The sequence below is a fragment of the Nocardia sp. NPDC051052 genome (genome assembly GCF_044456045.1).
Lineage (GTDB): Bacteria > Actinomycetota > Actinomycetes > Mycobacteriales > Mycobacteriaceae > Nocardia.
In genome coordinates, this window is sequence record NZ_JBITFL010000007.1 from 1 (window position 1) to 25830 (window position 25830).

Genomic DNA, 25830 nt, shown 5'->3' on the forward strand with positions numbered 1-25830 from the left:
CGTACCCGGCTGTAGGTGCACGTCAGGCGCGCGAACTCACGTTCCCGAGGTGGTCACCTGGCTGTGGTGACGTTTCGAACATTTTCAAGATCAACCGAGCCAAATGGTCGCCACCCAACATCGTTAAGCCGCCATAAGACTCACCTCGATGAACGCCCGGGCCTGCATATGCATTGACGTGAGTCAAAAGGCTGCCATCCAAGATCGTTAAGCCGCCACATGACTCACCTCAATGCTCACCACCGCAGGTGGGTGCGCAGCACCCATCCCCACCGACCCACCCCCCAAGGTGCGCAAGCACCAACCCACCCCTACACAACTACACCCACCCACAGGGTGCGCAAGCACCCGCCCACTCCCTACACAGCTCACCCCAGACTCCCACCCGGAGAGACGCCCGACAACTCAGCCGATGTGCTCGCGGAGGTAAGCCAAATCGTCGGCGACGCCCTCGGCGGGGGTTTCCAGGATGACTGGGGCGCCTGCGGTTTTGCAGACTTCGGCGAGGAGTTCGGGGTCGATGGTGCCGTCGGAGAAGTTGGCGTGGCGATCTGCGCCGGAATTGAACTCATCGCGCGAGGAGTTCAAGTGCACCAGGTCGATTCGGCCGGTGATCGCCTTGATGCGGTCTACTACGCCGATCAGTTCTTCGCCGCCGGCCCAGGCGTGGCAGGTGTCGAGGCAGAAGCCTGCGCCGAAATCGCCTACGGCGTCCCACAATCGGGAGATGGAGTCGAAATGCCGGGCCATGGCGTGGTTGCCGCCCGCGGTGTTCTCGATCAGGATCGGTACGGCGAAGCCGCCCTTGTCCTGCTGGCGCTCGAAGAGCTTGCGCCAGTTGTCGATTCCGGTCTCGAGTTCGGCGTCGGAGCGCACGTGACCGCCGTGCACGACCAGGCCGAACGCGCCGAGATCGGCGGCGGCCTTCGCCTGCTGGGCGACCGCGTTGCGGGAGGGCATCCGCAGCCGATTGTTCAGGCTCGCCACGTTGATCTGATAGGACGAGTGCACCACCACGTCGATCGGGCTTGCCACGATCTCCTCGGTCCGCGGGTGCGGGGTCGGCTTGTCCCAGCTCTGCGGATCGACGACGAACATCTGGATGACATCGGCACCGAGTTTCTCACCGAAGCCGATCGGGTCGCCGTCCTGCCGGACGTGTGCTCCAATGCGCATGGGGGCCAGCTTAACGACCACCACCGACAGCAATCCACGGATGCCGGACGGGGGGTTGTTGCATCGCGCGGGCCCTGCGAGATACATCGGTAGTATCCGCGCGCTCGACCTGATGACGGGGGTGAACACCGTGTTGCAGACCGGCGAGGTCTTCGCTGGCTATCTCATCAAACGTGTCCTCGGCCATGGCGGCATGGGCACCGTTTACCTGGCCAAGCACCCGAGGTTGCCGCGGCTGACCGCGCTCAAACTGCTCAAACGCGAGCTGTACAGCGAGGTCGAGATCCGCCGCCGCTTCGAGCGGGAGGCCGATCTGGTCGCGCAACTCGATCACCCCAATATCGTCACGGTGTTCGACCGCGGCGCCGAGGACCAGCAGCTGTGGATCTCCATGCAGTACGTGCCAGGCGCGGACGCCTCCTGCGCGGATGTGAATGTGCTCGCGCCTGGGCGTGCCGTGCAGATCATCAGCGATACCGCGATCGCCCTCGATTTCGCGCATGCCAACGAGGTGCTGCACCGTGACGTGAAACCGGCCAACATCCTGCTGGCCAAGGCCCCGATCGGGCAGCCGGAGCGGGTACTGCTCACCGACTTCGGCATCGCGGGCGTGCGCGGCAGCGACACCACGCTCAGCTCGAAGGGTTCGATCACCGCGACGCTGGCGTTCGGCGCGCCGGAACAGTTGATGGGGCAGCCGCTGGACGATCGGGCCGATCAGTACTCACTCGCGTGCACATTGTTCTGGTTGCTGACCGGTGCCGCGCCCTACCTCGGTGTGAATCCGGCCGCCGTAGTCAACAGCCATTTGTTCGCACCGGTGCCGATGCTGAGCCGGACGCGGGCCGACCTGCCGCCCACGCTGGACGGAGTGCTCGCCCGCGCGATGGCCAAACGACCCGCCGACCGGTTCGCCGACTGCGCGGAGTTCGCCGCGGCGGCCCGCCACGCGCTCGCCGTCGGCAGGCCCCGGCACCAAGCCGGACCCGCGCACGGTGGGTACACACCCAACACACGGCCCGCGCCGGTTCCCCCGACACGCACATTCCCCCTGGACGGTCCGCACCACTCAACGACGCCGCCGGACCATCCACACCACTCGACATTCCCCCCAGACCGACGGCACCACTTAACGTTTCAACCGGACCGCCCGTCCGACTCGACGACGCCACCGAGCCATCCACACCCGCCGAACCAGACCATGCCGCCGGGCAGCGGAACACCCACCGCCGCGCCGACGCCGAACGAATCAGGGCCGCCGCCAACGACATCCGTGCCACCACCGGCGCCGCCGCGCAGATCGGTGCCGCCACCGACCTTTCTGCCGCCGCGGCGGACTGTTCGGCGCGGCACTATCGAGCTGCCGGACCTGCCCATGCGTCCCGGTTCGGCAGCTCGTCGGCAGCAGCCGCCGCCGGACGCGCGGCCTCCGCCGATAGCTGTTCGCTATCGAATGTCGCTGGCGTTGCCTCGCTTTCGCTGAGGGGCTGTCGGTTCAGTGACTACTGCTATGGTTTCGATGTTTTCCGTGGTCCGGCCCGTGCCGGGTCACGTGTTCTTATGCTGTGCGCCTGTTCGTCGGTGGGTCCCGACGGGCGGCGGGAAGTGGAGCAGACATGCTGGCCAGCGGTGACGTTTTCGCCGGTTATGTCATCGAGCGGCAACTGGGTCGCGGTGGCATGGGTTCGGTCTACCTGGCGAAACATCCTCGGCTGCCGCGGCTGACCGCGCTGAAGCTGCTGAACCGGGAGATGTTTTTCGACAAGGAGGTGCGGGCGCGGTTCGAACGGGAGGCGGATCTGGTCGCCCAGCTCGATCACCCGAATATCGTCACGGTCTACGACCGTGGGCTCGACGACGAGCAGCTGTGGATCTCCATGCAGTACATCGACGGCATCGACGCCGCGTCGGTGCAACCACAGGCGCTGCCACCCGAGCGCGCCATCCAGATCATCAAGGAAACCGCGGACGCCCTCGACTACGCGCACGGCATCGGCGTGCTGCATCGCGACGTCAAGCCCGCGAACATTCTGCTGGCCCGCTCCGGCAGCGGGCGCGGCGAGCGGGTGTACCTCACCGACTTCGGCATCGCCCGCTTCCGGGACGACACCGGCCACCTCACGCAGACCGGAACCTTCACCGCCACACTGGCTTACGCCTCGCCCGAACAGCTCACCGGCTCGGCGCTCGACCACCGGTCGGATCAGTACTCGCTGGCCTGCTCGCTGTTCTGGTTGTTCACCGGAACCGGCCCGTTCTCCGCGACCAATCCGGCGGCGGTCATCCAGGGTCACCTGCAGGGCGCGCCGCCCGCATTGAGCAGCCACCGCCAAGGCCTGCCGTACGCGCTGGACAACGTGCTGGCCAGGGCGATGGCGAAGCGACCGGACGACAGGTATCCCAGCTGCGCCGACTTCGCCGCGGCCGCCCGGCACGCGCTCACCAATCCCAGCGTGCCGTCGATGCCGGTGGTCGGCGGCCCGCGGCCGTTCACCGCGCCGCCGACGCCGACGCCGGTGACCGGACCACGCCCGACCACCGGACCGCGCCCGACCACCGGACCGCGCCCGACCACCGGACCGCGCCCGACCACCGGACCGCCGACCCCGACCGGCGGCCCGCCCTATCAAGGGCCACACGGCCAGGGTCAGCCGCAGAGCGGGCCGAATTACCTTGCGGGAGCGCAATTCCCGACACCACCCCCGGCCACACTGGTGGCACAACAGCACGGGACCGGACAGGCACCACAGCCGACCAGCCCGTACCAGGGGCCGCAATCCGGATACAACTCTGGGCCGCGCCCCGGATACAACTACACCCCACCGCCACCCATGTCCCCGGTCAGTGTCGCGGGACGACCACCGAAGAAGTCCAATGTCGGCCTCATCATCGGCATCTGTGTGGCGGTCGTGGTGCTCATCGTCGTGACGCTCGCCATCATCGGCGCGGTCAGCGATTCGGGGTCGGCCGCGGGCAGCACGACCACCACCGCGCACGGTGCCGGGCCCGGCACCACCGTGGCCGCGACCGCGGACTCGATCAGCGCCGAATTCCCGCGCATGGTGCCCGCGACCAAGACCGAGCAGGTGGGCTACAACGGCGCCAAATGCTGGGAAACCGACACCAGCTACACGCCCTCGCCCAGCGATGGTGACCCGGAGTTCGGCGCCTGGGCCTGGCAGTGGCGCTGCTACGGCGGCGGCGACAATTCGGATCCGCTCTACCGCATCTATGTCTACAAGTCCGCCGCCGACGCGCAGTCGGTAGTGAAGTCGCTGCCAGCCAACAGCAAGTCGATGGACTCCAACGGCGGAAAGTCCTACACCAACTATAAATTCGATGCCGGCGGTCCGAAGATCGTCACGGCCTTCACCGGAGATCCGGACCGCGCCCAGTACCTGATGTTCACCGACGGCATCGGCTCCATCGACCAGACTCTGCGCTGGTGGCGCTCGGCACCGCTGAACTGACCGATGCCGCACAGCGGGCCCGCCCGTCGCCCGACCACCACGCTGATCGGATCGCTACTCGGGAAGCCGACCTGGTGGCCCGGCTGGACCACCCGAACATCCTGACCGTGTTCGACCGCGGCGTCGCAGATGAGCAGCTGTGGATCTCGATGCAATACATCGACGGCACCGATGCCGCCGCGGTGGACGCCTGGTCGCTGCCGCCGCGGCGGGCGGTGCAGATCATCGGCGAGACGGCCAAGGCGCTCGACTTCGCACACAGCCGAGGGATTCTGCATCGAGATGTGAAGCCCGCCAACATCTTGCTCGAAGGCGCGGGTGGTGCGGGTGAGCGGGTGTTGCTCACCGACTTCGGGATCGCGCGCTTTCGCGACGAGACCGGACGGCTGACGCAGACCGGGACGTTCACCGCGACACTGGCATACGCATCGCCGGAGCAGCTGTCCGGTGCGCTGCTCGATCATTTGCCGGTGCCGCATGGCGTGCGCTCACCGCACCGCAACAATTCGTGCCGAATCAGCCAACCACGGTGGTGTACCAGCCGCCCGCGGCGACACCTCAGCACGACCGGGGCACCGAAAACCCCGCTCTCGACGCGGCTCTCGATGGCGACCGCCGCCGCTCCCAGCCCAACGTCATGGCCGGTGGCGTGATCGCCGTTCTGCTTGTCCTCGGACTCATCGCCTCGGTCGTCGTATTCTCGCGCGGCGGAACAGGTTCCGCCGGGTCGACCACTACCGTCAGGGTGTCCCCGACCAGCACAGCGCCGACTACGACCCGTACCAGCGGCGCAACGCCGAGCACCAAGCCGTCGGCCTCGGCGCGCCCGACGCCGGACCGAGCCAGGTGGGCGCGAATGCCGCGGCACTGAGCAACGAGTTCGCCGCCATGCTGCCGGAAACCACGCCCCGGCAGTTGGTTCAGGCCGGAACGGGCTACAACAAGGCGGGCTGTTTCTCCTACGCTCCTGGGTCGGCACCCCCGCTCGACAACGACGTACAGCGTCGGCTTCATCGCCACCTACCCCGAATTCATGGAGTGGTGGACCGCCGCCCCGCTGAACTGAGTTCGTGGGGGCGGCGGAACACGCAGTCGTCTAACTGAATTCGTGATGCACGAATTCGTGCGTCGGATGGAAGCCGATGGCCTGGTATATCTTGCCCGCGGTGCGGTTGGCCGTGTCGGCGAAGAGGCAGACGTCCAAACTCTCGGCGCGCAGGACCTGCGCGATGTGGGCGGTGACGGCGCTGGCGTAGCCGTGGCCGCGGTGTTGCGCCGGGGTGTAGACGAGCCCGATGCGGGACCAGCCGTGTACCGGGATCTGGTGGGCGGCAAAACTTACCGGCCGGCCGTCTCGCTCCCAGAACCAGATCATGCCCGCGGCGACCCGCTTGCCGATGGCCGCTTTGTCGAGTGCGATGGCGGGAATCCCGGCATCGTTGTGCATGGCCGCCGCCCATTCGAGGCACATCGGCAGCTCGGATTCGGTTGCCCGGCGCGGTGTTCCGGGGACGTCGGGGATGCGCAGCGCACCGAGGCGGTACAGCCGAGTGCCGAAGGACGGCCGGAAGCTGACGCCGAATCGGTCGCTCCAGCGTTGTGCGAAGGCCGTCGCGTCGGCGACAATCCCTTCGACGCCGGTGCTTTCCGGAACCACCTCCGCCAGCGCGTCGGCCACCGCGGCCGCGCTGCCCTCGGGCAGCTCACCGAGATACACGTCCCAGCGTTGCGCCCGCATGGCGACGCCGACCACGGTGGCGTCGTCGGCATGTACCGATAGGAACCGCGCGGCGCGGTCGGGGGTCTGGACGCCCTCGACCTGGTTGGCGATGCTCGTGGTGATCACGGTGTGCCGCAGCGGATCACGGAGCAGGAACGACTCAGTGCGCGAGCGGAACTCGGCCGCATCCGTGGTGATCTCGATCCTCATGATGATCACGGTAGGCGGCTAAAGCGTTGCGCGCCCGAATTTTTCGGTGACCAGCGGTGATCGCTCGGTGACCGACCGACCAGTAGTCCGGTTGGCCATGGCCTCAGTCGGGTTCGGCGTCAATCCGTTTCGTTGCCGCCACTGCCACCTGTGCGGAGTTTGAGCAGGATCAGCCCTGCGGTGCACGCGAGAATCAGTCCGGCGACGGTGATCTCGACGTGTAAGCCGGCGATGCCGAGGACAGCCCCGACGATTCCACCGACGAAGAAAAGCCAGGCGAATATCCGCGAAATGACCGTGGACAGCGAGCGCGCTGACTTGTTCGACACGAGGTGCTGCGAAGTAGCCGACACCGCATCCTTGGCGGCTGCGGACGACTCCCGCGGCGACGTTGTCGAGTAAGCTCCCATCATCTACTCCTCGATGACGCCGATCAGAGAACCAATGCCGCGTTCATCACACAACGCTTCTCTCATCTGGGTACAGGCGTCTCACGCGTAACTTTGCTCACACGCTACGACCATGCCCCGCCGTATGACAGCGACACGTGCCCACGACACGCCGATGAAATCAATTCGATATCTGAATTACGTGTGTTTAAAACCCGGTTCTCGGACGCACCGAGGGCGACCGCTTCGTCTGGCCGCGTGGACCGCGCTCGAGTAAGGTGATCCCGACTCGAACCGCAGCAGGAGTGATCACCGATGGAGAGCATCAGGACCAAGATCGCAGGTCCGGCGATCGCCGCAGGGGCGATCTCCGTCGGGCTCGTCCTCATCGGCGCCTGCGGGATCGGCAAGCAGGACACCTACGTCGCGCCCCCGCCGTTGCAATCGGACCCGAACGTCGCACCCGTTGCGCACGAGGGACCGAGCGGCACGGTGCCGAGGGTGGCGATTCCCCCGTCGCCGACCTGGCAGATCGCGCCCTACCAGGCGCCGCACGCGACGCCGTTCACCGGATTCAGCACCACGACATCCGGTGAAACGCCGCCGCCGGAAGAGGCACCGGGCGCCTTGCCGAACGGCAACGTGCCGCACGAGCGTCCCTCCGAGGACGCTCGACCCACCACGACCGAGTCGCCGACAACGACCGAAGCGCCCACGACGCGGCCGACCACCACCCGGCCGACGACAACGCGGCCGCGACCGACCACGACGACTCCGGACGAGCCGACAACGCATCCGTACGGCAGCAGCCCGTACTCGGGGCAATCAACCGACGACGAGTGACCTTGCGGTGGTGCGCGGAACGCACACCACCGCAAGGGCTTACAGCTCGGGCAGCCCGTACTCGCCGACCCGCGCGCTGAGCACCCGCAGGTGCTCGAGCCCGCCGCCGAGCGTGCGCTCGACCGCGGTCAGCCTGGCCACGTAGTGACTGACCGGGTATTCCGCGGTGACGCCGATGCCGCCGTGCATCTGGATGGCTTCCTGACCGATGTGCCGCGCCGAGCGACCGACCTGGAGGCGGGCCCGCGACGCGACCTGCGGGTCGATCGCGTCATCCGCGACGGCGGCGGTGGCGTAGAGGCTCATGCTGCGCGCCAGTTCCAGCGAGACGTACATGTCGGCCGCCCGGTGCGTGAGCGCCTGGAACTTCGACAGGGTGACCCCGAACTGCTTGCGCTGCTTCAGGTAATCGGTGGTCAACCGCAGCGCCTCCTCCATCGCACCGATGGATTCCGCGCACAGGCTCGCCTGCGCCTGCACCAGCGCCGACTGAATCGCCTCGGCCGCGTCGGCATCGCCGCCGAGCAGTTCGGCGGTGGCCTGGTCGAATTCGAGCTGTGCGCCGCGCTGCCCGTCGACCGTGCGGTAAGTCTTGCGGGTCACGCCCGTCGCGTCCGCGGCGACCAGGAACAGCCCGGTCCCGCCCCCTGGCAGCTGTGCGCTGACCACAAGGTCGTCGGCACAGTCACCGTGGGTAACCGGGTTCTTGACGCCGGTCAGCGCGTACGAATCACCCCCGGCGGGAGCGTCAGGCACGGAGGAGGCAGCCCGCGTAACCACGGAGGGCCCCGCGGATGCCGCATCAGACACAGCCACAGCGGTGGTGGCGAGTTCGGTGGACGGCCAGCGCACACCGGGCTCGGCATGCGCGAAGGCGAGCAGCTTGTTGCCGGCCGCGACCTCGGGCAGCACCCGCTGCCGCTGCTCGGTGGTGCCCGCGCGGGCGATCAGCGCGCCGGGCAGCAGCACCGCGTCCAGGATCGGCTCCGGCGCCAGCCTGCGCCCCACCTCCTGCAGCACCACCATCGTCTCCACCGGGCCTGCGCCGACGCCGCCGTCCTCCTCGGTGAAAGTCAGTCCGAGCACACCGAGTTCGGCGAGCTGTTGCCACACCTCGCGGCTCCAGCCGAGTTCGGTGTCGGTCACCTTCAGCCTGGTCTCGGGGTCGTAGTTGCGGGCGAGCAGGTCACGTACCGTGTCCCGCAGCATTTCCTGTTCATCGGTGAGATCGAAATCCATGGCGGCGCCTCACAATCCGAGGATCGTGGAGGCGATGATGGTGCGCTGCACCTCGCTGGAGCCTCCGTAGATGGTTGTCTTGCGATAGTTCAGGTAGCTAGGACCGCTGCGTTGCGCCCAACCGGGCGAGGCGATCTCGTCGGCACCCACCGGCACCATGTCCGGGCCCGCGATATCGATCAGCAGCTCGGTGGCGGCCTGCTGCAGCTCCGAGCCGCGCAGCTTCAGCACCGAGGACGCCGGATTCGGCTTGCCGTCCGAGGAATTCGAGACCACCCGCAGCTGGGTGAGTTCCAGCGCGAGCAGCTCGTTCTCCAGTTCGGCGACCCTGGCCGCGAACAGCGGATCGCCCAGCAGCGTGCCGTCGCCCGACTTCGTCTGCGCCGCATACTCTTTCGCGATGCCGAGCTTCACCTTGGTGCGGCCGACGCCGGTGATGCCGGTGCGCTCGTTGCCGAGCAGGAACTTGGCGTAGGTCCAGCCCATGTTCTCCTCGCCGACCAGCTGATCGGCCGGGACGCGGACGTTCTCGAAGAACACCTCGTTCACCTCGTAGCCGCCGTCGATCAGCTTGATCGGGCGGACGGTGACGCCGGGCGACTTCACGTCGAACAGCAGGAACGAGATGCCCGCCTGCTTCTTCGCCGCGCTCGGATCGGTGCGCACCAGGCAGAAGATCCAGTCCGCGTACTGGGCCAGCGTGGTCCAGATCTTCTGGCCGTTGACGATGTAGGAGTCGCCGTCACGCACCGCGGTGGTGCGCAGCGAGGCCAGGTCCGAGCCCGCGTCGGGCTCGGAAAAGCCTTGGCACCACCAGATGTCGAGCGCGGCGGTCGGCGGCAGGAAGCGCTGCTTGAGCTCCTGCGAGCCGAAGTGCGCGATCACCGGACCCACCATCTGCGCGTTGAACGTCAGCGGGTCGGGTACCGAGGCGAGCTGCATCTCGTCCTGCCAGAGGTGGCGCTGCATCGGGGTCCAGTCCTTGCCACCCCACTCGACCGGCCAATTCGGCACCGCGAGTCCGTTGTCGTTCAAGGCCTTGTGCGAGCGGACGATGTCGTCGCGGGACAGCTCCTGGCCGTACTTGAAGCGCTCACGGATGTCGGCGGGGATCTCGGTGCGGTAGATGTTTCGCAGTTCGTCGCGGAACGCGACTTCGTCTGGGGACAGGCTTATTTTCATACGCAGCTCCGTCTGTGTCTCGTAACGTCTGAGTCCAAACTACTCCCCAGTAATCCTCTCTCCGCGTTTACCTGCAACTGTGTCCCACTCTCCGCGTTTACCTGCAACTGTGTCGCACTTCCGGCCCTTCATAGGTGATCTCAGCAGACAGTCCCGATAAGTGATCTCAGCGAACAGTCCTGCCAGCGTGTCTCCGTAATCAGGCCAAGTCTGTGCTACCTGGGCGGTATTCCAGACGAACTGGTACGTTGCTGCACGTGGGTTGGGGACCCCGAGACTTTGCGTATCGAGGAGTTCGAGTGAACGGCAGGACCATCGCACGCGCCGCATCGGCCGTGACAGCTCTCGGCATCGGCGCGGCGCTGACCATTGGGAGCACGGCGGGCGCCGATCCCGAACCGTCACCGCTGGACGCCGGGCTGGCCCACCTCACCGAGACCGCAGGTCCCGACCCCGCCGTGCAGGCGGGTGTCGGCGCGCTGACCGAATACACCAAGCTCGCCGACGTGGCCGGACTGCGCCATGTCACCAGCGCCTTCACCCCGTTCGCCTATGCCGCACCCACTTTCGGCTGCGGCAGCATCGGGCCGGTCACCACCATCATCGCCGCCGCGACCACCGACGGGATCGGCAACAGCCAGGACCTCAATATCGCGCCGGGCACCCTGCGGTTCAGCGCGACCCCCGCGCACTCCGGCACGCCGCTGGCCTCGGGCCTCGTCGTGGCCTGGGTGAACATCAACAACGGCGCCAGCGGGATCGACCCGCTCGACGACATGACCGAGTACGGCCTGCCGTCGCTGTCCAAGACGGTGAACAGCGGGCCGGGCACGGTGATCGCCTCGATGTGGGGCATCATCGACTACCCGTTCGCGCATTGCTTGATGACGCCGACCGTCGGCACCTTCATGGTTCCGGACCAGCCAGTGATCCAGCCGAAGCCGTCGAACACCGGCGCGCCGGGGCTGGTCGCGCCCGGACCCAACGGCACAGAGGTCGGACCGGCGCCCGGACCGACCGTCGAGCAGCAGCCCGCACCAGCGCCTGCTGCCCCGGCACCGGCGCCTGCCCCCGCAGCTGTCGAGCCTGTTCCGGCACCCGCGCCCGCCCCGGCACCCACGACCACTCCTAGCGTGCCCGCCGGTGCCGCAGTGCACGGCGAATTCAGCAAGCCCGCCAACTAGCCCGCCCCGGCACCGCCACGATGGCGGTGCCGCACCACAGGATTCAGCTGATCTTGGCGAAGAAGGCGCGAATGTCGGCCACGTGCTGCCGCGGCAGCTCCATCGGGACGAAGTGATTGCCGGTATTGCCCGTCGGCCAGTGCGCGATGTCGTTGTCGCGCTTGGCAAGCCGCAGCATCAGCGCCGAACCTCCGCCGTAAACGCCGGTCGGAACCCGCTTTTGGCCCTTGGGCCAGGCAAATCCGTTGTCGCCGAGGCCGTTGTACATCGGCCAGGATGAACTGGCCGCGGTATTGGTGAACCAGTACAGGCTGATGTTGGTCAGCAGGTGGGCGCGGTCGATGACATCCTCGGCCTGATCGGCGAGCGGCGCGAATTCGTTGAACTTGTGCATCAGCCAGCCGAGCAGGCCGACCGGTGAGTCGGTCCACGCGTGCGCGAAGGTCTGCGGCGCGGCGTGCAGCAGCACATGGTGGTTCACGCCGGTCATCCACTTCTGCATCAGCTCCCATTCGGCGCGCTCGTCCGCGGTCATGGTCGGCACGTCGGCCGCGGTCGGCATGCCGATGCCGCCGTCGATGTGCACGCCGATCACCCGGTCCGGCGCCGCGATCGCCATTTCCGGCGCGACATACGCGCCGAGATCGCCGCCCTGGGCGCCGAACCGCTGGTAGCCGAGCCGGTCCATCAGCACGAGCCACATCTCGGCCACCCGGCGCGGCGTCATCCCCAACTCGTGCGGCCCCTCCGAAAACGTGAAGCCGGGCACCGACGGCACCACGACGTGGAAGGCCTGCGCCGGGTCGAGACCGTGCTTGCGCGGATCGCTGAGCAGGCCGATGGTTTTGCTGAATTCGACGAAGGTGTTCGGCCAGCCGTGGGTCAGGATCAGCGGCACCGCATCCGGCTCGGGCGAGCGCACATGCACGAAATGCACGTCGAGGCCGTCGATTTCGGTAAGGAACTGGGGAAACTCGTTCAGTGCCGCTTCCTGTGCGCGCCAGTCGAATTCGGTCCGCCAATAGTCGGCGAGCTCGCGCAGGTAGGCGACCGGTACACCGCGGTCCCGTCCCGAACCGGGCAGCTGTGCCGACCAGCGGGTGCGGCGCAGCCGATCGTTCAGATCGTCCAGGTCGGCCTGCGCGATGTCGATGCGGAACGGGCGAACTGCGGTGCGATTGTCGGTCATCGGTGCTGCTCCTTGTGTCGATCCGGTGATCTAGGCACCACGTTAGGAGTCATGTAGGACCATCTACGTCCTAGTTATCTGGAATCCTCGAATCCATGAACGCCACACCCGCCCGGCTGCTGCGCCTGCTGTCCCTACTGCAGACCCCGCGCGAGTGGCCGGGCAGCGAACTCGCCGAACGGCTCGGCGTCACCGATCGCACGGTGCGCCGCGATATCGATCGGCTGCGTGAACTCGGCTATCCGGTCGACGCGACGATGGGCGCCGCGGGCGGCTATCGACTGGTCGCGGGCTCCGCGCTGCCACCATTGCTGGTCGAGGACGACGAGGCGGTCGCGATCGCGGTGGGGCTGCGTGCCGCCGCGGGATACGCGGTGGCCGGCATCGAGGAGGCGTCGGTGCGCGCGCTCGCCAAGCTGGAGCAGGTGCTGCCGGCGAAGCTGCGCCGCCGGGTGCGGGTGCTCGGCACCGCGCTGGCGCTGCCCACCGATACGAGTCCGCTGGTAGATCCGGAGGTGCTGACAGCGCTGGCCGCTGCCGTAACCAACAGCGAGCGCGTGCGTTTCACGTATCGCGACGGGGGCGGCACGGAATCCCGGCGGCATGCCGAACCGGCCGGGCTGGTCCCGTCCCGGCATCGCTGGTACCTCGTCGGCTATGACGTCGACCGGGACGACTGGCGCGTCTACCGGGTCGATCGCATCGAACGCCCGCAGCCGACCGCCGCTCGCTTCACCCCGCGCGAACTACCCGCCGACGATCCCGCCGCATATGTGTCTGGACGCCGAACCGACTGGGGTACACCGACTTTCCAACTCTCGGTCACCATTCACGCACCCGCGAGACGGATCGCCGGGCGGCTGGGCGACGAACCGGGCGAGGTCATCGTGGTCGATGAGAACACCTGCCGCCTCGACACCCGCCGGGACGACGCCCCGGAGTGGATGGCGCACCGGCTGATTGCCCTCGGTGCCGATTTCGAGGTGCACGAACCGCCGGAGCTGATCCGGCGGCTGCGCACGGTGTCCGCCCGCATCGACCGCGCCGTCGGCGGCCAGGCGCGCTGAGGCTCAGCGAGGCAACTGAATTCGCAGGACCGCGCCGCCCTCGGTCCCCGCGATCAGCTGATCGGGCTGTCCCGGGGTGGCAACGACCGAGGTCATCGGCTCACCGCTCAGCACGGCACAGGCGGCACCGGTGGCCGGATCGACGCGGACGAGTTGGCCGAAAACTGTGGTCACGTAAAGGATTCCGGCCGAATCGATGATGAGATCATCGGTGAAGTCCGGCACACCGGCCACCGGCGAAGAGACGTCGGCGACGACGGACACGTCGCCGGGAGCATCGATCGGGATCCGCAGAATCCGGCCGAGCGGGCCGCCGTTGGTCGTGACATAGAGCGTGCGGTCGCGCACGACGACGCCGTTCGCACTTCCCTTGGGGGCCTGGTCGGTCCACGCGGTGTCGATGGTGCCGTCCGGGCGCACCCGGATGACGCCGGACAGCGACGCACCGAGGTAGAGGTAGCCGTCTTCGTCGAAGGCCGCTCCGTTGGGCATGGTTCGCACCCCGGAGACGAAGACCTCGGGCTTCGGGTCGGCCGCGGTCGGGTCGAAACGGACCACCCCGCCGGGACTGACCAGGCTGGTCGGCGTATCGCCGTAGACGACATAAAGCAAGCCATCCGGACCACTGCGCACGGCACCGGGGAAGTCCACCGGAACGGTCGCGGTCAGCGCGCCGGAACGGTCATAGCGCTGCACCACGTTGCGGTACACCCGGGAGACCCACAGGTTGCCCGCGACGTCGTAGCCGACATTCTCCGACCAGTCGAGCATCGGTATTCCGGCGGGCACCGCGGTCGCGGCGAGCGCGGGCGCGCACGAGGCGATCGGCTGCGCTGCGGCCGGGTCCGCGGTGGCGACCGGTGCGGTGCCCGCAAGGGCGATCAGCGCGGCGGGCCACAGTAGAGAACCTGGGCGACGGAGTCTTCTCAACGGGCACCTCGGTCTCGATAAGCCGATACTGCGATCGGCTGGCAGTCTAGCCACCTGAACAGAAGAGGTCCGTGCTCACACCGCGCATGGCCGGGGCGAAGACGGGACGCGGCCGACCGGATGCATCGCGAAGCACTCTGAGCGACAAAATCTTTGGCAAGATCAGCACATGCCATTCTTCGACGGTGAACGCGGCCGGATGCACTATCGACGGTGGCCGATCGAAAACAGTATTGCGACAGTACTGTTGCTGCCCGGATTCGGTCAGCACAGCGGCCACTATCACCGATTCGCCAGGACACTGCAGACCGCCGCCGTCGAAATGCGGGCGCTCGATACCTCCGGACAGGGGCTCAGCGAGGGCGATCATGGCAACCCCGGCACGCTGGCGGAATTGGTCGCGGACGCGGTGCGGCTGTTCGACATCGTCCGGGCGACCGCACCGCGACCGCCGTTGATCCTGATGGGCCATTCGCTCGGCGCGGTCACCGTGCTCGGCATGCTCGGCGCCGCGGCGCCGGAAACGGGCGGGGCTGCTGCGGATACCACCGCTGTGCAGCGCGCTTACCCACTGCGGCCCGCCATTCCCGCGGCCGCGGTGACCGGCGTGGTGCTGTCCGGAGTCTCGAAGCGGGCGCTTGGTGGGGGCGTGCCCGGCGCGCTGGGAACACCACTGCCGCGCGACCTTCCGATCCTCGCGGTGCACGGTGTCGAGGACAGGCGAGCACCGATTGATGCGGTCAGGGTATGGACTCAGCGCCACGAATCGGTAGATTTACGCGAGTACGCCGATGCCGGGCATGATCTTCTGCACGAGCCGGTGCACGCGCGGGTCGCTGCCGACATCGCGGACTGGATGCAGGGTGTCGTCGTGGGGTTGGCACGGCGCCCGTGAACTGAGCCTCGCTCAGAGATGAGGAAGGGGGACGTCAGGTGCCATCTAACGAGAACGCCAATGGGGTCGCGAGCCCGGATCTGTCGGATTTCACGGCGCCCGGTGTCAGCGCCGCCGGGCTACACACCGCGGTGAGCGACGGGGAGCTGTGGATCGACCGCGTGCTCGTGGCGAGCGGGGTGCACGAACGATGCGCGCGCCGCTACGAGCAACTGGCCAATCAGATCGAGGACCAGATTCGATCGCTCAACGCCGCCTCGTCGCTGCCCGGGTTCGGCGGGTTCGCCTCCGGTGACGCGCTGCGCGCGGGCTTCGAGACGAAGGCGCACGGCGCGCTCACCCGATTATGGGAATACGCCGAAGCGGCCAGGGAACTCGCGCTGACCTTCCGCGCCGCCGGGGCGGCTTACCACCGCGCCGACCACGTGCTCGCGTCGGCCGTCGGCCGGATCGACGCGGAGGGAGCGACCCATGCGTAAGTTGCCGCACACGCCTGAACGGACGACCAACAGGCGCAACGACCCGCCGTACGCGCCGACCGTCGAGATCTTCGACAGCATGACCCATCCGGAGATCCACGAGAAGGTCCAGCTGATGCAGCCCGCGGTGCTCACCGGCGGGCAGCAGGCCTGGGGTGACGCGGCGGCCGGGCTGGCCGACGCGGTCGCCCAGGCGCACACCGAGATTCGGGCGGCCATCGCCGACGGCTGGCGTGGCAGCGCGGCGCAACGTGCCGCCGAGGCCGTGTACGGATTCGAGCAGACCGGTCAGGACCTCGCGGACGTGCTCGCCGTCGTCTCGCAGCGGCTCGGTCAGGCTGGCGACGCGGCGGAGGCGCTGCGGGCCGCGGTGTCCACGCCGTCCGGGAAGACGCCCGACCTGGGTGCCGCGCTGCTGGATCCGACCCAGGCCACCAGCAATGTCGCCGACCAGAAGACGACCGAGCACACCCGTCAGGACATCGTGCGGGCGATGAACGACATCTACACCGGGGTGTTCATCCCGACCGGCACCGACGTGCCCGCGTTCCTGGACGAGCAGTTCGGTGCCGCGCCGGCCACGCCGAGCGCCGCACCGGTCGCCAATGTGACCGGGCCCGGCGCCGACGCGGGAACCTCTGTCGCGCAACCAATTCCACTGAGCACCTCGTCGACCGCGACGCAACCGGTCGCGGCACCGGCGGCCGATGCACCGGCCGAGGAGCAGGTCGCACCCGAGCGGCAGCAGGACGAAACCGCCCCCGCGACGACGATTGCCGCCGTCGGCGGGGCTGCCGACGCGGGCGCGGGAAGTCCCGCCGCCCCCGCAGCACCGCGGGTCGCCGCGGCCGCGACAGACACGCCACTGTCCCTGGCACCGGCCGCGACCAGGCTGCCCACCGCGCCCGCCATGCCCGCCGTCGCGACACCGAGCACCACCACCGCGTCGGCCCACCCGGTCGTTGTCCCGACCGCACCGGGCAGCGCGGGCACGAACACACCCGACGAGCAGCGCAAGCGCGACGAGCGACGCGGCAGCAGCGGTAACAGCGGCAGCGACGCGGTCAGCGGGCTCGGCGCGGGCGCGATGGGCGGCCTGATGGGTGGGGCGATGGTCGCAGGCGACGCACCGCGCCAGGGATCCAGCGTCGCCGCGAACGCGGCCACCGCAGCGAACGCGCGCTTCGACGAGGAGGACGAGGACGACTTCCACTTCGACGACCTCCCGACCTACCTCGAACCGTCCGACGACAACGGCGAACTGATCGGCTCGATCGATCCGACCACGCCGCCGGTGCTCGGCGAGTGGACCGAGCTGGAGTGAATTGGACGCTGACGCCGGACCAGTTCGCGCTGGCATGGGCGCGCACCGACGGCGATCGGATCCCCTATCCGCTGGCCGTCCGATTGTCCGCGCGCGACACCGCCGAGCGGGACGCCCAACTACCGGCCCTGCAGAGTTGGTGCGATCGGGTGCTCGACGCCGACCTCGAGGCGGCGCTGCGCGTGCTCGGCGCGCCGGTACTGCGGATCGAGGTGTTCGGCGAGCGCGACGGTGCGCCGGGCTCCGACGCGATCCGTCCGGTGCGCGTGCTCGGCGCGGCGGCGGGCAATGTCGCCGTGGTGGCCGCGCAGCGACCCGGTGCGACCGCGGACCGCGGCGGTGACATCCGACTGTTCGTCGGGAGTGTGAAAAGCCTGACCGCCCGGGTCGTTTCGATGCTGCCGGAGCAGACCCCCGGGACAACGCCGCGCCTGACCGCGCCGCTGACCAGGGTCGGCGAGGACAGCCGCGACCTGGTCACCGTCCCGGTCGCCGGGCCGACGGTACCCGCCCGCATCCGCAGGCTGCTGCGGCAGCCGAGGGACGGCATCGGTCAGATCGTGGTGTCCGCGCGCCGCGGCGAGGGCGAGCTACGCCCGTTCGGGGTGCTCTGCTGGATCGATGTGCTCGACGACGGCCGCTACTCGGTGCGCACCGGCACCGATGTCGACATCGTTCCGGTGACCGCCCACGGGTTCATCGCGCAGCTGCGCCCGATGGTCACCGCGGCCGAACGGGCCAGCGCCTACGCCGACCGCTGGTGAAAATTCACCTATCTTCGCAAGTACCTGGGTAACCCGCCGGGGACGACCAGACCCACGCCGAACGCACGGCAACCGGTAACTCCCCGGCGTTACGGTGTCCACATGCCCCTCTATGAATTCGAAGGCAAACGGCCACAAGTCGATCCGACGGCGTTCATCGCGCCGACCGCCACCCTGATCGGTGATGTACGGGTCGAGGCGGGCGCGTCGATTTGGTACGGCGCGGTGCTGCGCGCGGACCTCGCGCCGATCACCATTCGCGAACGCGCCAACATCCAGGACAACGCCGTGCTGCACGTGCCGCCGGACGTGCCGATGGAGATCGGGCCGGGCGCGACCATCGCACACAGCGTGGTGTTCCACGGCGCGTTCGTCGGCGCGGAAGCCATTGTCGGCAACGGAACCACGGTGCTGGACATGGCGAAAATCGGTGCGGGCACGATGATCGCCGCGCACTCGCTGGTCCAGCCGGGCACCGAGATTCCCGACGGCGTGCTCGCCGCGGGCTCCCCCGCCGTGGTGAAGCGCCCCATCGAAGGCACCCCGGCCGAGGGATGGATCAAGCTCAACCCCGGCTTCTATGCCGAGCTCGCGCAGCGCCACCGGAAAGGCATCACCGAGGTCTGACCACGCCCATTTCTTGTTTCCCGCCACCAGGTTTCGCAGGCGATTCCGTGTGCGGAGGAGCAGGACGGGTGGCCCTCAGGCGAGGAGCGTGGTGACTTCTTCGTCCGCTAATTGGTGGAAGTCCTCGTAGGCGGTGCCGACGCCACCGAGGCTTTCCGGAACCAAGGGACACACGACTTGGTCGGCTTCCGCGGCGACTCTGCGCAGCGCCTCCGCCGAAGAGACCGGTACGGCGACGACGAGCTGAGCAGGCTGATGCAGGCGGGCGACCCGGCAGGCGACCACCACGGTCGCACCGGTCGCCATGCCGTCGTCGACGATCACCACGGTGCGCCCGGCCAACGGGATCGGTGGCACCGCGCCGCGCCATACCGTCCGGCGCCGGTCCAGCTCCACCCGTTCGCTGTCCTCGATCGCGGCGAACTCCTGCGGGGTTATCCCGATGTGCGACAACACATCCGAGTTGAGCACCCGCACACCGTCCTCGCCGATGGCGCCCATCGCCAGCTCCGGCTGCCACGGCACGCCGAGTTTGCGGACCAGCAGGATGTCGAGGTCACCGCCGATGATCTCGCGCACCCCGGCGGCCACCGGAACCCCGCCCCGCGGCAGGCCGAGCAGCAGCGGATGTGCCGCGCGCAAAGCCGCCAAATGCGTGGCGAGCGCGCGACCGGCCGATGTCCGATCTGTGTAGATCATCCCGCAAAACGCTACGCCCAATCGGGGAGCGCCGTGGTGCCTACGTCCGCTCGGCGATCGCGAATCGCCGCAACGCGAGACTCGGATTGGTCGTACGAACCTCGGCAAGCTGGGCCAGGTCGATCCCGGCGGTCAGCACACCTTCTTCATCGCCAAGTTCGGCGAGCACCACACCGGTCGGATCGACGATCATCGACGCGCCCGCGCCGCGTGGCGCGGCCTGATCGGCGGCGGCCACGTAGACGGTGTTCTCGATGGCGCGGGCGCGCAGCAGCGTCGTCCACTGATCGACCTTGGCCGGGCCGGGAATCCACTGGGCGGGCAGCACCAGCACCTGGGCGCCCACGGCGGCGACCCGGCGGATGCCTTCCGGGAAGCGCAGATCGAAACAGGTCTGCAAGCCGAATGTCACGTCCGCCACATCGAAGGTGGCCGGCGGCTCGATCGCGCCCGCCTCGACGACCTCCGATTCGAGGAAGCCGAAGGCGTCGTAGAGGTGCACCTTCCGATACTTCGTGACGAGGGTTCCGTCTGGCCCGAGGACGACGAGCGTGTTGTGGATCCGACTGCCGCCCGGCGCGACCTGCTCCACCATTCCGGCGACCAGATGCACGCCGAATTCGCGGGCGATCTCGCCGAGTCCGGTGACGAACGGCCCGGTCAGGGGTTCGGCGACGGCAACGACGCGCTCATCGAGCCGGGTGACGGCAAACATCGAGTATTCCGGTGCGATCACCACTCGCGCGCCCCGGTAGCGCGCGGCGCGCACGTGCTCGCGTAGTGCGGAAAGGTTGGCCGACGGATCGGTGCCGGGGGCGAACTGGACGACCGCCACGTCCAGCGGGTTCGGTGCTGGGGTCTGATTCGTATCGGAGCTATCCAGTTGCATACGTCTCACCGTATTGGGGCGGTGGCTGGGCTGGCCAGCACGAGGCAGTAAACTCCTGGTCAATGAGTACCAATCAGGTCGACAGCGTTCCTGGCGACAACGACAGGGACACCGACGACCCGACCTTCGCCGATCTCGGGATCGATGACCGCATTCTCGCGGCCATCGCCGATGTGGGCTATGAGTCGCCGTCGCCGATCCAGGCTGCGACGATTCCGCCACTGCTCAGCGGCGCCGATGTGGTCGGCCTCGCGCAGACCGGCACCGGCAAGACCGCCGCGTTCGCGATCCCGATATTGATGGGTCTCGAAACCTCCGGCAAACTCCCGCAGGCCCTGGTGCTCGCGCCGACCCGCGAGCTCGCGATCCAGGTGGCCGAGGCGTTCGGTCGCTACGCCACCCATATTCCCGGGCTGCATGTGCTGCCGATCTACGGCGGCCAGGCCTACGGCGTGCAGCTGTCCGGGCTGCGCCGGGGCACGCACGTGGTGGTCGGCACGCCCGGCCGGGTGATCGATCACCTGGAGAAGGGCACGCTCGACCTGTCGCAGCTGAAGTACCTGGTGCTCGACGAGGCCGACGAGATGCTGAAGATGGGCTTCCAGGAGGACGTCGAGCGCATCCTCAAGGACACGCCGTCCACCAAGCAGGTCGCGCTGTTCTCGGCGACCATGCCCGCGGCCATCCGCAAGATCTCCAAGCAGTACCTGAACAATCCGGTCGAGATCACCGTCAAGTCGAAGACCTCCACCGCGACGAACATCACCCAGCGCTGGGTGCAGGTCTCCCATCAGCGCAAGCTGGACGCGCTGACCAGGGTGCTCGAGGTCGAGTCGTTCGAGGCGATGATCATCTTCGTGCGCACCAAGCAGGCCACCGAGGAGCTGGCCGAAAAGCTGCGCGCCAGGGGCTTTTCCGCGGCGGCGATCAATGGCGACATCGCGCAGAACCAGCGCGAGCGCACCATCGGACAGCTCAAGTCCGGTTCGCTGGACATCCTGGTCGCCACCGATGTCGCCGCGCGCGGTCTCGACGTGGACCGTATTTCGCACGTGGTCAACTACGACATCCCGCACGACACCGAGTCCTACGTGCACCGCATCGGCCGTACCGGCCGGGCCGGGCGCAGCGGTGAGGCGTTGCTGTTCGTCGCGCCGCGCGAACGCCACCTGCTCAAGTCGATCGAGCGGGCCACCAGGCACCCGCTGCAGGAAATGCAGCTGCCCAGCGTCGACGACGTCAACGCGCAGCGCGTCGCCAAGTTCGGCGACAACATCACCGAGAGCCTGACCTCCTCGAACCTGGCGCTGTTCCGCAGGCTCATCGAGGATTACGAACGCGAGCACGACATTCCGCTCGTCGACATCGCGGCGGCGCTTGCTGTGCTGTCGCGTGACGGCGAGAACTTCCTCATGAAACCCGAACCGCCGGAGCCGGTGCGCGAGCGCCGCGAACGCCCCGAGCGCGCACCGCGCAGGTTCGAAGGCGACGATGATCGGTCTGGTTTCGGTTCGCACCAACGGGCCACCGGCGAGGAGCTCGCCACCTATCGGATCAGCGTCGGCAAGCGGCACCGCGTGGTGCCCGGCGCGATCGTCGGCGCCATCGCCAACGAGGGCGGCCTGCGCCGCAGCGACTTCGGGCACATCAGCATCCGGCCCGACCACAGCCTGGTGGAACTGCCTGCGAACCTGCCCGCCGAGACGCTGGAAGCGTTGCGGCGCACCAGGATCAGCGGCGTCCTCATCCAGCTGACCCCCGATCAGGGTCCGCCGGGACAGCGCTCCTTCACCCGCGGCCCGCGCCGTGAGGGCGGGAATGCGAAGCGGCCGGAGCGCCGTCAGCCCCGCTCCTGAGCCGGGCAGGGTACGCCGAGGTCAAACGCGCTAGCTACAGTGTTGCCGTCCGTACGTAATTAGTGCCGACGGCAGCGGGTGTCCCGCGCAAACTCGAGACGTGATGAGCGACAATGGCGCAGCCTGCTCATCGATGCCGATCGGGTGCGGGTGTCCCGTATCGACCCGAGGCGTCGATGGGCGACAATTGCGCAGCCCGTTCATCGTCACCGACCGGGTGCGGGTGTCCCGCAAGACACAGGAGGGCCGCGTTTGTTCGTGTTCGGTGATCGTGTCGTCTGCTCCGCCGTCGACCTCGTGCGCGCGGCGCGCTGTGAATTCGCGCTGCTTCGCGCCCTCGACACCGAACTCGGCACCGTCGCGGCCGATCCGGAAACCACCGCCGAATGGGCGCCCGAGCCACGCACCTGGTTCGACGACTCGCGCGATCGCAGGCTCAGCGACTTCCGCGACCGGTTCGGCAGCTCGATGGTGGAGATCCAACGCCCGCAGCACAAGTCGGACAGCCCGAAGACGCTGATCGCCGCGTTGACGGCCGCGCACGCGGAAACTATCGCGGCGCTGCGCGCGGGGGTGCACGTGATCCACGGCGCCACCTTCTTCGACGGTGCCTTCGACTGTTCCTGCGATTTCCTGGTGCGTGCCGGTCATCGGGTGCGCTACACCGTGCACGGCACCGCGCACGGCAAGGCCGACCGGGTCGGCACCGCACTGGAACTCGCCGCCTGCGCCGACGCGGTGGATCACAGCGGATCGTTGACCGGCCCGCTGATCCGGCTGCATCTCGGCGCGGACAACACCGCGTACGCGCTGAGCGATCAGATCCCGGTGTACCGATCCCGCAGGCGCAGAGTCGAACACATCCTGGACGAGAAGCTGAGCGAGCTGCTACCCGTGCAGTGGGGTGATCCCCGGTATCTCGCCTGCGGACGCTGCGGGACCTGCACGACGGCCTCGGCGGCCGCGCGGGACCTGCTGCTCGTCGCGGGCATGCCGACCACGACCCGGGCCCGGCTTCGCGAAGCGGGCGTGAGCACCATCGACCGGCTGGTCAGCACCGAGAGCACCGTGCGTGGCGTGCCGCCGCGCACCTTCACCGCGCTGCGCCGCCAAGCCGAAATCCAGCTGCGCCGGGAGGATTCCGGCCTGCCGACACACAGCCTGATCGACCCGATCGCGCTCGGCGCACTACCGCCACCCTCCCCCGGCGACCTCTCGCTCACCGTCGACGGTGGCGGGCGTTCCCCGCTGGCCGTGGACGTCGGCGGTCCCGGCACCGTGCACCTCACCTTCCGCGGGCCGTTCGGCATCGAGGGTGAGCCGGGCAGCGAGGCGGCCGGGCAGCGGCGCGCGCTGGAAGAGGTACTCGACTATCTCGCGCAGCGCAGGCGGATGTATCCGGACATGCACGTCTATCACTACACCTCCGCGGTGCGCGGCGCCCTGCTGCACTGCACCGGCAGCACCGGCGTCGGCGAGGAGATCGTGGACGAGTTGCTGTGCGACGGTGTGCTCGTCGATCTGTATCCCATCGTGCGCAACGCGCTGATCGTCGGTGAACGGTCCTATCGCTTGAACCGGCTGGCGCGGCTGCTGCCCGGCGCGGCGCATTCGCCCGCCGCCGAACGGGATTGCCTTACGGTGCTGCGGCTCCGGGACTGGCTGCTGGACCGGGCCGCCGAGCAGCGCATCGACCCGCAGGCGATCACGCTGGAGCGGGCCGGGTCGTGGTGTCAGGTGGCAGGTCCGGACGAGCTGGAGCCGATACCGCCCTCGCGGCCCTCCTCGTTCGAGGCGGCGCTCGCCGAATACGCCGCGGCGCAGGACGAACCGCGGCACACCGCCGCCATGATGGCCGCGGCGCTCGGGTATCACCGGCGGGAGCGGCAGCCGCTGTGGTGGGCGCACGTCGATCGGCTCAGTCATCCGGTCGACGAATGGGCCGACGCCCCAGGGGTTCTGGTCGCCGAATGGGGCACCGTCGACACCAAGTGGCATCGCAGTCCGGACCGGCCGACCATGCGCCGGTATCTCACGCTGACCGGCCGGATCGGTTCGAGCTGGAGTGCGGGCGGGCCGGGTCCGGCCACCGTGCTGACGCCGGGCGCCACCGTTTACACCTTCTACGATCGGCCCGCGGCCGCGGGCATGGTGACCGCCATCGGACGCCGCGCCACCGCCGTCGCCACCGTGCTCGGCTGCTCGGTGGACGCCGAATTCGACGACGCCGTCCGCCTGGAGGAACTGCTGCCGGACGGCTGCGAGCCCTACGACGAGCTACCGACCGCGATCGCACCCGGCCTACCCGCCTGGGACTGGAACGCCGAGACCGCGGTCGAATTCGCCGCCCAGCAGCTGCTTGTCGCGCTCCCGGAGATTCCGGCGGGCGCCGTGTTCGACCTGCTCGCCCGCCGCCCGCCCCGGCTGCGCACCGGTGCCGCGCTGCCCGAGGTGCACGGCGATCATGCCGCCGCGATCACCGCCGCGATGCGCGAACTGGACAACTCCTACCTCGCGGTGCAGGGCCCGTCGGGCACCGGCAAGACCTCCACTGCCGCCCGCGTACTGGAGCGCCTGGTAACCCGGCACAAATGGCGGATCGGCATTGTCGGACAGACACATTCGACCGTGGAGAACCTCCTCGACGCGGTCGTGCGGGTCGGCGTGCTGCCGGAACTCGTCGCGAAGAAGGACGTCGAGTCGGTGGCGCCGGAATGGGTCGTCATCGACGCCTCCCGGTACGCGCGGTTCCTGGACAACGCCATCAGCGGTTGCGTACTCGGCGGCACCCCAACGGATTTCGCGAACGAAGAGATGATCTCGCGCGAGGGACTCGACCTGCTGGTGATCGCCGACGCGGGCCGGTTCCCGCTGGCCGACGCCGTCGCGGTCGGCGTCAGCGCGCGAAACCTGTTGCTGCTCGGCGATCCGGTGCCACCGGCCACGCACAGCGCGCACCCGGAACCGGTCGGCGAATCGGTGCTCGGCTGGCTCGCCGAGGGACGGCACACGCTGCCCGGTGAACGCGGCTACTTCCTGGACCGCACCTGGCGGATGCATCCGCAGGTGTGCGACCCGATCTCCCGGCTGTACTACGACGGACGCCTACGCGCCAACGAAACCGTCACCCTGGCAAGGGAACTCGACGGCGAAGCCGCCGGCGTGAGCACCGTCCTCGTCCCGCACCACGGCAATGCCACCGAATCCGCGGCGGAGGCACGCGAGGTGGTCCGCCGCGTGCGCGCCCTGCTCACCATGAACTGGACCATCGGCGCGACAACCCGGCGACTGCACCCCCACGACATCTTCGTGGTCGCACCGTACGCCGCCCAGGTCGGCCGAATCCGAACCCTGCTCGCCCGCGCCCGGATCGAGGACGTACTAGTCGGCACCCCCGACCGCTTCCGCGGCCGCGAAGCCGCCGTAGTCCTGCTCTCGATGACCACATCCACCCCCGCCGACGCCCCCTACGGCATGCCATTCCTACTGTCCCGCGCCCTGATCCACGCCGCCCTGTGCCGCGCCATGTGGAAAGCGATCATCATCCGCTCCCCCCTACTGAGCGAGTATTTACCCGCGTCCCCGGAAGAGATGCCAGACCTGGCCGGCTTCCTGCGACTGTCCGCCTCACCACGGATTTAAGACGGGCCGGTCCGGCGCGATCAGGGGTTCCGATGGATCGCCAACCACTGTGGTTT

Annotated in this window: 22 protein-coding genes; 13 read left to right on the forward strand and 9 right to left on the reverse strand. The window is 68.5% G+C overall.

Translation table 11 applies throughout. The annotated features are described in order from the left end of the window. Nucleotides 1-405: 405 nt before the first annotated feature. On the reverse strand, nt 406-1176 hold the full coding sequence (locus tag ACIBCN_RS24355; protein WP_396993952.1) for a deoxyribonuclease IV: 771 nt from the start codon (nt 1174-1176) through the stop codon (nt 406-408). A gap of 112 nt (nt 1177-1288) precedes the next feature. Here ACIBCN_RS24355 and ACIBCN_RS24360 point away from each other — a divergent pair, with 112 nt between their 5' ends. The 3 genes from ACIBCN_RS24360 to ACIBCN_RS24370 all read left to right on the forward strand — a co-directional run bounded on the left by ACIBCN_RS24360 (nt 1289) and on the right by ACIBCN_RS24370 (nt 5299). Further along, nucleotides 1289-2659 (forward strand): serine/threonine-protein kinase, encoded by a 1371-nt coding sequence (locus ACIBCN_RS24360; RefSeq protein ID WP_396993953.1) that lies wholly within the window; start codon nt 1289-1291, stop codon nt 2657-2659. A 133-nt stretch (nt 2660-2792) separates the two neighbouring features. Further along, nucleotides 2793-4646, forward strand: coding sequence for a serine/threonine-protein kinase (locus tag ACIBCN_RS24365; RefSeq protein WP_396993954.1), 1854 nt, complete (start codon nt 2793-2795; stop codon nt 4644-4646). Next, nucleotides 4622-5299: a serine/threonine-protein kinase gene (locus ACIBCN_RS24370; RefSeq protein ID WP_396993955.1), complete on the forward strand. Its 678-nt coding sequence runs from the start codon at nt 4622-4624 to the stop codon at nt 5297-5299. The genes ACIBCN_RS24365 and ACIBCN_RS24370 overlap by 25 nt, the downstream gene beginning before the upstream one ends. A gap of 443 nt (nt 5300-5742) precedes the next feature. On the opposite strand, the gene ACIBCN_RS24375 is transcribed toward ACIBCN_RS24370, so the two are convergent. Together ACIBCN_RS24375 and ACIBCN_RS24380 are read right to left on the reverse strand one after the other, a co-directional pair. Further along, a complete protein-coding gene (locus ACIBCN_RS24375; RefSeq protein ID WP_396993956.1) occupies nt 5743-6576 on the reverse strand; it encodes a GNAT family N-acetyltransferase in 834 nt (277 codons plus the stop codon). Between the two features lie 119 nt (nt 6577-6695). Continuing rightward, nucleotides 6696-6989 (reverse strand): hypothetical protein, encoded by a 294-nt coding sequence (locus ACIBCN_RS24380; protein WP_396993957.1) that lies wholly within the window; start codon nt 6987-6989, stop codon nt 6696-6698. 291 nt (nt 6990-7280) lie between these two features. Between ACIBCN_RS24380 and ACIBCN_RS24385 the strand changes: the two genes are divergently transcribed. Next, entirely contained in the window at nt 7281-7808 is a 528-nt protein-coding gene (locus tag ACIBCN_RS24385; RefSeq protein WP_396993958.1) for a hypothetical protein, read from the forward strand. A gap of 39 nt (nt 7809-7847) precedes the next feature. Here ACIBCN_RS24385 and ACIBCN_RS24390 read toward each other — a convergent pair whose 3' ends face one another. Both ACIBCN_RS24390 and ACIBCN_RS24395 read right to left on the reverse strand, forming a co-directional pair. Continuing rightward, a complete protein-coding gene (locus tag ACIBCN_RS24390; protein ID WP_396993959.1) occupies nt 7848-9047 on the reverse strand; it encodes an acyl-CoA dehydrogenase family protein in 1200 nt (399 codons plus the stop codon). A 9-nt stretch (nt 9048-9056) separates the two neighbouring features. Beyond that, nucleotides 9057-10229 carry an acyl-CoA dehydrogenase family protein gene (locus ACIBCN_RS24395; RefSeq protein ID WP_396993960.1) on the reverse strand — a complete coding sequence of 391 codons (1173 nt, stop codon included), beginning with the start codon at nt 10227-10229 and terminating at the stop codon, nt 9057-9059. A gap of 299 nt (nt 10230-10528) precedes the next feature. On the opposite strand from ACIBCN_RS24395, the gene ACIBCN_RS24400 reads away from it, so the two are divergent. Further along, complete coding sequence (locus ACIBCN_RS24400; RefSeq protein WP_396993961.1) at nt 10529-11413, forward strand: hypothetical protein; 885 nt, start codon at nt 10529-10531, stop codon at nt 11411-11413. A gap of 43 nt (nt 11414-11456) precedes the next feature. On the opposite strand, the gene ACIBCN_RS24405 is transcribed toward ACIBCN_RS24400, so the two are convergent. Further along, nucleotides 11457-12602 (reverse strand): epoxide hydrolase family protein, encoded by a 1146-nt coding sequence (locus ACIBCN_RS24405; protein WP_396993962.1) that lies wholly within the window; start codon nt 12600-12602, stop codon nt 11457-11459. Nucleotides 12603-12697: 95 nt separating this feature from the next. On the opposite strand from ACIBCN_RS24405, the gene ACIBCN_RS24410 reads away from it, so the two are divergent. After that, nucleotides 12698-13669, forward strand: a complete 972-nt coding sequence (locus tag ACIBCN_RS24410; RefSeq protein WP_396993963.1) for a helix-turn-helix transcriptional regulator — start codon at nt 12698-12700, stop codon at nt 13667-13669. A 3-nt stretch (nt 13670-13672) separates the two neighbouring features. Here the strand turns inward: ACIBCN_RS24410 and ACIBCN_RS24415 are convergent, their stop codons facing one another. Further along, nucleotides 13673-14599, reverse strand: a complete 927-nt coding sequence (locus tag ACIBCN_RS24415) for an SMP-30/gluconolactonase/LRE family protein (protein WP_396993964.1) — start codon at nt 14597-14599, stop codon at nt 13673-13675. A gap of 169 nt (nt 14600-14768) precedes the next feature. Here ACIBCN_RS24415 and ACIBCN_RS24420 point away from each other — a divergent pair, with 169 nt between their 5' ends. From ACIBCN_RS24420 to ACIBCN_RS24440, 5 genes are all read left to right on the forward strand, one after another. After that, nucleotides 14769-15494 (forward strand): alpha/beta hydrolase, encoded by a 726-nt coding sequence (locus ACIBCN_RS24420; protein ID WP_396993965.1) that lies wholly within the window; start codon nt 14769-14771, stop codon nt 15492-15494. Between the two features lie 38 nt (nt 15495-15532). Continuing rightward, nucleotides 15533-15973, forward strand: coding sequence for a hypothetical protein (locus tag ACIBCN_RS24425; RefSeq protein WP_396993966.1), 441 nt, complete (start codon nt 15533-15535; stop codon nt 15971-15973). Beyond that, nucleotides 15966-17297 carry a WXG100 family type VII secretion target gene (locus tag ACIBCN_RS24430; RefSeq protein WP_396993967.1) on the forward strand — a complete coding sequence of 444 codons (1332 nt, stop codon included), beginning with the start codon at nt 15966-15968 and terminating at the stop codon, nt 17295-17297. The genes ACIBCN_RS24425 and ACIBCN_RS24430 overlap by 8 nt, the downstream gene beginning before the upstream one ends. Beyond that, nucleotides 17294-18061 (forward strand): ESX secretion-associated protein EspG, encoded by a 768-nt coding sequence (locus ACIBCN_RS24435; RefSeq protein ID WP_396993968.1) that lies wholly within the window; start codon nt 17294-17296, stop codon nt 18059-18061. The genes ACIBCN_RS24430 and ACIBCN_RS24435 overlap by 4 nt, the downstream gene beginning before the upstream one ends. Before the next feature lie 102 nt (nt 18062-18163). Continuing rightward, the gene (locus ACIBCN_RS24440; RefSeq protein WP_396993969.1) at nt 18164-18688 is read left to right on the forward strand and encodes a gamma carbonic anhydrase family protein; all 525 of its coding nucleotides are present in this window, start codon (nt 18164-18166) and stop codon (nt 18686-18688) included. Nucleotides 18689-18763: 75 nt separating this feature from the next. Here ACIBCN_RS24440 and ACIBCN_RS24445 read toward each other — a convergent pair whose 3' ends face one another. Both ACIBCN_RS24445 and ACIBCN_RS24450 read right to left on the reverse strand, forming a co-directional pair. Then, complete coding sequence (locus tag ACIBCN_RS24445; RefSeq protein WP_396993970.1) at nt 18764-19387, reverse strand: phosphoribosyltransferase; 624 nt, start codon at nt 19385-19387, stop codon at nt 18764-18766. Between the two features lie 40 nt (nt 19388-19427). Further along, nucleotides 19428-20276, reverse strand: a complete 849-nt coding sequence (locus ACIBCN_RS24450; protein WP_396993971.1) for a carbon-nitrogen hydrolase family protein — start codon at nt 20274-20276, stop codon at nt 19428-19430. Between the two features lie 62 nt (nt 20277-20338). On the opposite strand from ACIBCN_RS24450, the gene ACIBCN_RS24455 reads away from it, so the two are divergent. Together ACIBCN_RS24455 and ACIBCN_RS24460 are read left to right on the forward strand one after the other, a co-directional pair. Next, on the forward strand, nt 20339-22132 hold the full coding sequence (locus ACIBCN_RS24455; protein WP_396993972.1) for a DEAD/DEAH box helicase: 1794 nt from the start codon (nt 20339-20341) through the stop codon (nt 22130-22132). Nucleotides 22133-22390: 258 nt separating this feature from the next. Then, nucleotides 22391-25774, forward strand: coding sequence for an AAA domain-containing protein (locus ACIBCN_RS24460; RefSeq protein ID WP_396993973.1), 3384 nt, complete (start codon nt 22391-22393; stop codon nt 25772-25774). Nucleotides 25775-25830: the final 56 nt, after the last annotated feature.